Source organism: Xylanibacter rodentium (assembly GCF_013166575.1).
Classification (GTDB): Bacteria; Bacteroidota; Bacteroidia; order Bacteroidales; family Bacteroidaceae; genus Prevotella; species Prevotella rodentium.
On the sequence record NZ_JABKKE010000043.1, the window covers coordinates 1 to 7,849 of the forward strand.

At 49.6% G+C, this 7,849-nt stretch carries 7 protein-coding genes; all 7 read right to left on the minus strand.

The genetic code is table 11. The features are described from left to right. Positions 1-93: 93 nt before the first annotated feature. Positions 94-1,419 carry a sigma-54-dependent transcriptional regulator gene (locus tag HPS55_RS13670; RefSeq protein WP_172325062.1) on the minus strand — a complete coding sequence of 442 codons (1,326 nt, stop codon included), beginning with the start codon at positions 1,417-1,419 and terminating at the stop codon, positions 94-96. Next, positions 1,409-3,742, minus strand: a complete 2,334-nt coding sequence (locus tag HPS55_RS13675) for a hybrid sensor histidine kinase/response regulator (protein WP_253947661.1) — start codon at positions 3,740-3,742, stop codon at positions 1,409-1,411. The genes HPS55_RS13670 and HPS55_RS13675 overlap by 11 nt, the downstream gene beginning before the upstream one ends. Positions 3,743-3,812: 70 nt before the next feature. Further along, positions 3,813-4,691, minus strand: a complete 879-nt coding sequence (locus HPS55_RS13680; RefSeq protein WP_172325064.1) for a helix-turn-helix transcriptional regulator — start codon at positions 4,689-4,691, stop codon at positions 3,813-3,815. A 77-nt stretch (positions 4,692-4,768) separates the two neighbouring features. Beyond that, positions 4,769-5,482, minus strand: a complete 714-nt coding sequence (locus tag HPS55_RS13685) for a hypothetical protein (RefSeq protein ID WP_172325066.1) — start codon at positions 5,480-5,482, stop codon at positions 4,769-4,771. A 138-nt stretch (positions 5,483-5,620) separates the two neighbouring features. Then, on the minus strand, positions 5,621-6,373 hold the full coding sequence (locus tag HPS55_RS13690; RefSeq protein WP_172325068.1) for a DUF5036 family protein: 753 nt from the start codon (positions 6,371-6,373) through the stop codon (positions 5,621-5,623). A gap of 74 nt (positions 6,374-6,447) precedes the next feature. After that, positions 6,448-7,104 carry a hypothetical protein gene (locus HPS55_RS13695; RefSeq protein ID WP_172325070.1) on the minus strand — a complete coding sequence of 219 codons (657 nt, stop codon included), beginning with the start codon at positions 7,102-7,104 and terminating at the stop codon, positions 6,448-6,450. A 70-nt stretch (positions 7,105-7,174) separates the two neighbouring features. Next, the gene (locus HPS55_RS13700; protein ID WP_172325072.1) at positions 7,175-7,729 is read right to left on the minus strand and encodes an imm11 family protein; all 555 of its coding nucleotides are present in this window, start codon (positions 7,727-7,729) and stop codon (positions 7,175-7,177) included. Between the last annotated feature and the right edge of the window lie 120 nt (positions 7,730-7,849).

Below are 7,849 nucleotides of genomic sequence, written 5' to 3' on the forward strand. Positions count from 1 at the left end.
GTCTTATGTTATATATCGGCGGCGAAAGGCTCCCCAATCGCCGTTTACCTTCAAATGTTCATGCAAAGATAGCTAAATTCAGTGAATTACCGGTTATGATTGCCTGAATTTGTATTTCAACCCATACTCTTCCAGCTTGCTGTACAGCGTTGTACGTCCTATTCCGAGCAGTTCGGCGGCAACCTTACGGTTCCCGTTCGCCTGCTTCAACGCACGCAAAATCCGTTCCTTGTCTTCCGCATCGTTACGCAGGGCAAAGCTGACGGGAGAGGTCGGTTTTGTCACGGCAAGTTCCAGATGCTCTTTCGTGACAAGTCCGGTCTGCGCCTGCAATACCGCACCCATGATTTTCTGTCGAAGCTCACGGACATTGCCCGGCCAAACATGGGTCAGCAATGTCTTACGTGCTTCTCCGTCAAATCCGATAACGTCACATTCCAGTTCTTTGTTCGCAATCTCGCGGAAAAACTCAGCCAGCGGCATGATGTCCTCCTGACAGTCGCGCAACGGCGGGACGGTTATCTCGAAGTCATGCAGACGATATAACAGGTCTTGCCGGAATCGCTTTTCGTTCACAGCCACCTCCAAATCTTCGTTGGTGGCGGCGATGATGCGGACATTGAAACTCTTGTCCGTTTTATCACCTATCGGGCGGTATCTCCGTTCCTGTATAGCCCGGAGCAACATCTGCTGGGTTTCCGGTGCGAGGTTACCTACTTCGTCTAAGAACAGCGTACCGCCTTCCGCCTCATGGAAATAACCTTTCTTGCTATTGTCCGCACCCGTAAACGCTCCTTTGACGTGTCCGAAGAATGCCGACGGCGCAAGTTCTTTGGTGAGTGAACCGCAGTCCACCGCAACGAACGGTTTTCCTGCCCGTTTGCTTTTGTCATGCAGTTGGTGTGCGATATGCTCCTTACCAGTCCCGTTCTCTCCGAATATCAGCACGCTCATGTCGGTGGGGGCTACCAGCCTTATCCGCTTCATGATGGCTCGGAATGCCGAGCCGTCACGCGAGAATATAGGCATACGGCTTATCCCGATACTCCGTTCTTTCAATATGGTGCGGAGCAGAGGGACGAGTTTGTCTTCTACAAGCTGTTTGGGGATGTAGTCTAATGAACCGAGTTTCATGCTCTCGACTGCCGTATGCACCTCGGCGTAGTCAGTCATGATGATGAACGGCTGCATCAAACCTTCCTTGCGCATCCAGCGCAACAGGTCGATGCCGTTGCCATCAGGCAGACGCAGGTCGGAAACTATGATGTCTTCTTCTGTCGCCTGTTGCAGCAGTTTCTTTGCTGTCGAGAGGTGGAACGCCTGCACGGGACGGAAACCTTCCCTTACCAGCAGGTTGCAGACAAACTCGCAGTACACGATGTTGTCCTCCACCACGATGATTTTTGTCTTATCGTTCATTATCGTATTTTCTCCTTTCCTCTTTTGCCAATCGGGTAATCTCCGCACCCATGTCAAGCACGGCATTCACGGCACTGCGGATTGCCTCGCCGTCGGGCGTGCTTTCTCCGTGAAGCAGCCTGTAAATTTCCCGTAACGGCCGGTCTGCACGGAGTATCTCCCACGAGCTGCGCAGGTGGTGTGTCATGGCATCCAGCGTTTGCAGGTCTTCCCGCAGCTCCGCATCCCTGACCGACCGCATCTCTTTTTCTGTTTCCGCTATCAGTTTATCCAGCATGACGGATTCATTACCGTAGGACAACAGGGAGGTGAAATCCGGATTTTCGTTTTGCGCCACATTCAGGGCGCATTTGTCTGAAACCTCCATCAGCTCCGATATGGAGAACGGTTTTGGCAGGCAATCGGCGAATCCACGTTTCATAAGTTCCTCCTTGCTGCAACTGCCCGAAGCGGTTGTCACGACTACCGGGATATTCTTCGAGTTACCCACATTGGAGGAGCGTAACAATTCCAGCAACTCGAAGCCGTTTATCTCCGGCATATTCAAATCCGTAAGCAACAGGCTGTATTCTTTCCGGCGTATCATTTCCATCAGCTCCGCAGCATCGGTGCAGGTGTCGCAGTGTATTCTTTCCTGTGCATACATTTCTTTCAGCATAAGTAGCAGAACCTCGTCATTGTCAATGGCAATCACCTCATGATATGCCTCATTATGGCGGACATATCCATGGCGGAATTGTTCTGTCCGTTCATCAGCTGTCTGCATAGGTATTTCCACCGTGAAACGGCTGCCTTTGCCTTTTTCGCTCTCCAGCCGGATTGTGCCTCCGAGCATCGCTGCGATACGCTGCACGATAGACAATCCTAATCCGAAGCCGTCTTTTGTGGCAGCGTTTGACAGACGTTCAAATGCGCCGAATACCCGTTGTTGTTCACTTTCGGTCATGCCCGTTCCCGTATCTTCGACAATAAGTTTCAGCATACCGTTATCATAATCCATTGTCAAGGATACGCTGCCGTTATCCGTGAACTTGATTGCGTTTGACAGCAGGTTGTTTCCGATTTGCAGGATACGTTCCTTATCGGTCAAGACGACTGCATCCGTTTGATTGGTTATGGCAAGAGCCAGCCCCTTGTTCATGGCGATTGGCGTAAACTCCGTTTCAAGAATGTGCGTGATTGCCGAAATTCTGCACGGGGCAAAATTCGGTTGTTCCTTTCCGTTGTCCAGACGGAAGAAGCCCAGCAGGGTGTCGAGCATGTCGCGCATACGCCCGGCGGACTGCCGTATGTTGCGCAGGTACGCCGCAGCCTTGTCCGCGTCGTCCTCTTTCGCCATCAGCCCGGCATAGCCCGTGATTGCCGTCAGCGGTGTGCGCAGCTCATGGGTGACGGTGTGCATGGCTTTCTGGCGGGACGCTATCAACTCCTCGTTCTGCCGGACTGTCCTTTTCAGTTTCCCGATAAGTTCCAGCGTCTTGTGCCTGTACTTCCCGATGCGGGCGGCATCACGGCGTATGACCGTGTAGGAAAGAACGAGCAGCAGGACAAGCACCCCCGTGAGGCATCCGGTCTGTAACAGCGAACGCTCCCGCGAAGCCGCCATACGTGTGTCGGCGGCCTTGATGTCATCCTGCACCTTGCGCTCAATCCGTGCGACAATCCCTTGCAACCTGCGGTTCAGTCGGCGGTTGTCAGAGGCGAGGCTGTCGGAAAGTTCCGACAGGCGGTGGTTCTGTTCCTGATGGACTGCTATCATGCCGTGGCGGGGATCACGCTCCTGTGCATGTTCCGGCGGAGATTGCTGTTTCTCTTTCTTGCCGAACAATCCCAGAAAGCCTCCGCGTTTTTTCTTTTTGAGTGGTTCCGCCGCTCCCTTCGCAGGCTCAGGGACATGGCGGGTTATCCGCACGGCCACCTTGTCACGCTCTCCCGACAGCCGCATGATGGAGAGCAAACGCTCTTCCTTGCATTCCAACAGCCCACGCACGCTGTCCGTTTCCGACCGGGACACGATATTGCCCAAGCCGTCAAGCGACCGTTCTATGTCCATGCGCTGCCGCCGGTATTCCTCCGCGTCCTCCGGTTCCCACTCCGTGGCTGTCTCGCCGAGCAGCGACAGCGACACCAGCCGGGCATAGAGGCCGAGGGCTTCCTCGCGGCTGCGGTTGATGCGGGCATACTCATCCTCCCGCGCCCGGTAGTCCCGGCGCTCGTCAAGCCACACATAGCCGATGGCAGCCATAAGCAGCAACGCCGTCAGGTAGCCCGACAGGAGTTTCACCCGCAGTCCCGGACGGAGGCGCATAATTCTTTTTCTCATAAGCCGCATTTTTTGCGGCGCAATTTAGCGCATCCCGGTGGGACGGCTGTTCCAAATCCTGCTGAAAAGTTCAACGGCGGTCGCCGTTCCACCATTCCAGACGCCTCTCGCGCCATTCCTCCTCGCCTTCCGCCTTCAATTCCTGCGGGCTTCTGTCGAACTGCCGTCGGCAGAAGTCGGAGAAGTTGCTTGCCGACGGGAAGTCGTTGCGCTCGGCTATCTCGCCCACGGTCAGCTCCGGGCGGTACGACATGTCCGTGCGGATGCGCTCCATCCGTTCACGGCGTAGCCAGTCGGCGGGAGGGCAGCCGTAGTATTTCTCGAAAAGGCTACGGAAATGGGAATGGCTCATGCCGCACATGTCGGCAAGCTCCTCGGCGGTGAACGTGCGCCACTTGTACATCTTCACCTTCAGGCGGAATACAGCCTTCTCCAGCTCCTTCATGCGGCTTTCGGCATACTGCATCTCGGATTCTTTCAGCGGCGTGGGTTGGTGGCGCAAGGTGTCGCGGCGGGCGCGGAAGAAATAGTCGCACACACGGTTGATGACGCAGTTCAGGTAAAACCGCCCTCTCATGCGGCACAGCAGGTCGCAGAAAAACATCAGCTCGGCTGTCATGTACTTCCGTTCATAGACCGCCACGAGGTCGTTGCACAGGTAGCGGAAAGCGAAGTTTTCCGGCGAGCACGCTATCAGCACCATGCAGGGGCGGTAGTCGCGCAGCGTCAGTGCGGGCTGCGGGACATGGCTCTTGAATGCTTCCACCACCAAGCGCATCACCTCCCGGTCTTGGGCGAGGGGTTCAAGTTCGCTGACCATGCGACGCACGGAGTACCTCCGGCGCACGAGCGTTTCAACCGTGTCGGCTATTGTGTCCATTATGGCGGCTTTTTCGGGGTTTTCCGCCGCTGTCTGCCGCAACAATGATGTGAGTGTCGTTGTTTCCATCGTTTTTTCGCAAATATCCGTCGTTTTATCACATGCTTAGTTCCAAATCTTGCTGAAAACCGCAACACGAGATTAAATTAAAATTGCGGCCCGAACGGGTCGGGGCTGTCGTCCGGGTCGGGAAGGCTGTCGAGCAGGATGAACTGCGGCAGGTTTTGGCGTTGCCGCCACAGACATGTGTTTTGCAGCCACCTCACGGGCATCTCCTCCGGGTGGTACACATAGATATACCGCCGTGTTTCAAGACGGGGATAGACGGATATGAGTGCGCCGTTGCCGTCCATGCTCGGATGGTGCAGGAAGCGGAAACACATATAGGCGTAGGCGGGGCGACCGCCGTGCGCTTCTATCTCCAACGAGGTGCTTACGCTTTCCTCGTCGGGCTGTGTGCCGTCGCTGTCGCCGCCGTCATCGTCGGGCAGTCCGCTGTCGTTGTCGAATGTGAGTTCGGGGAACGTCAGCACCCCCTCGGCGGTGGATAGCCCGATGTCGGCATGGTAACGCTCGCGCTTGCCGATGGACTTGTCGGGGACGGTGATGCGGAGTATCACCAGACAGGAATCCCCCTCCACCAGAGCCTCCTCGATGGAGTAGCGCACCTGCGGACGCTCCAGCGGGCGCAGTCTGCGGTGTATCTCCCGGTATGCGTCAATGGTCTCGGAGTTGTTCGTTTCGGTCAGATAAAGGCGGTTGTCGGTCTGCGCCGAAGCGTGGCGCACCGACGAGCACCCGGCGGTCAGCAGGACCGTCAGGGTGGCGAATGCCGTTATGATTGGATTGTATGGCTTCATGGCGCTGTCATGGTTTGTGTGTCAGAAACTCCTGCGGGTGCTGTTTGATATATGTGCCTATGAGCGTGTAGAGCCGCCGGTCGCCTTTCATCAGGGCGTAATACTCGTCGTCGAAGGCATCTTAATACACCGATTAAGTTATTCCGCCGTTTTTATATAAACCTCTGTATATACATTTTTATGGCGTATAAGCAATTCATGATTCATTGCGTCATAGTATTTCTCTCCTATCCAGTAGAAACAAAGAGTATTGCCTTCTATTGAATACGATATGACATCTGAAGTATTGCTGCCAAAAAACAGTATTTCAATATCATTGGATGAAAACGACAACGAAAATTCTTTCGCCCTGTCATTATAAAAATCCCATCCTAAAGTACCTATACAGCTTTTCCATGCCGGCATTTGATTATTTTCATCCTGAATCGGTTTGCCTAACAGGAAATATACATTCGCACCGATTTTATCCCCGTTTTTGTCCTCAATCCACGAATCGACAAACACCCGATAGACATCTGCATTTTCACGAATGGCTTTCTTCCTTGAATCAAAAGTCTGTACATCATAAGGGGAACAGAATACATAACCATGTTTTGGAAGTACGGCAACTTCTGGAGCCATATTGATGAAATCCGGCAAACCAATATCGCTTATACCTTGTTTCTTTCCCATATCGAAAATCGGGAAACCGACGCTTTTGAAATTTCCCTCGTTTGTGATATACACATCAGAATTTCCCAAAGTTACTTTTCCGTTATTTTCATTCATCATACGTAAAGACGATGTTCCATCCGGGAACGGATTAAGTTCTTCATTATCATCACTGCAACTGCTGATGCAAAAGACGCAAAGGAATAACGTCAGTATCCCAAATAATTTTTCAGTTCTCATATTATCTTTTTCTATTTAATGATTATTTCTAATGGTTCGGTGAGGAACAGCGTTTAGCTGTTAACTCGACCTTGTTATAAGCTAAATTTTTCTGTTATTATATTCTTTATCATTTTAGCATCTGTGCTATTCAGCATATAAATACTACATAGTTTACTAAGAGCTTGCTGTATCTCTGCATCCGTTATCCCTAAGTTGAACATTATACCTAAAGGAAGAAACCAAGAGTTAGGAACTTGCTCGTCCTCAATCCTTACCTTTGGTATATGGCATTCTGCGTCATTTTCACAACTTAATACACGTCCTCTGTCTTCTTCTTGTAGATTTCCGGTAGCATCTAATTCGGCACTATAGAAACGCTTTTCTTGGCTTCTCTCATAATAGCCATAAGCGTAACGATATTCCCATAAATCTATCGAGAAGTAATAGACACCACATTTAGCCGAAAGCCTTTTACCCAATGTTTCGTAAATATATCGCAAACATTTCCCTTCAACGATATAATATCCGTTAATGACTGACGAAATCAATATCTTATCCACTCTCGGTAAAAGGTCATTAAGATAATTGTCTGCATTTTCATAAGTAGTACAAAGTATCGAGTTGTTATCCCACTGCTCATTTTCAGACAAAAGGGTTAGTCCCAATATGTCTGCAACATCTTTTCTAACGGATGCAGGTATTAGGAGCCAATCAGCACAGCTAAAATGTTCTTGTACTTGTTCGTTCATAATTTGGTGTACTATTAATGTTTTGACAAGAAGCTGCGTTTAGCAGCTAACTTGGCTTGTTATCAGTGATTTATTCAGCAATACCTGCACAGGTAAATTTTAATCCAGTAATTGAATTTTGTTTCACAAAATCTATAAATTCATCTGTACAATAATAACCATCATCAAATATACTATCTCGAAATATGATATATGGTCCGATATTTTTTTTATTAAAGACACAGTTATTTTCTCTCACCATCATCAAGATTTCTTCATTGCTTTTAGACTCTGTATTTAAGGATTTTATTGTATTTAGTACATTTATAAAATAATATTCTGAAGTGTTTCCAACCACATTGACTGGTAAAACTTCTATCTGGTCTTTCAGCTTTTCAGAGAGCAATAAAGAGGTTCTTTTATTTACTATCAGATGACCTGAAAAAAAACAAGAAGCATCAAAGTCTTCACTTCGCTTGTCTTTCTTTTTTCTTTTATCTCTAAATAATTCTAAGTTAAGACCTTTCCATCCACTAATGAGTGATTGACCTCTAAAATCCCATATACCTTTATTCAATTCATCATTTTCCTTGAATACGAAGAACTTATAATTATCAAAGTCTTGTCCAATTTCATATATTTTCATAATGTCATACTATTTAATTACTGATAATGGTTAGCAGGGAACGGCTCGTCCGTTATCCTGCGTTGTTAGCTGTATTTTAGTCAAAAGTCATGTAACACAAACAGACTTTTAACAAGATAA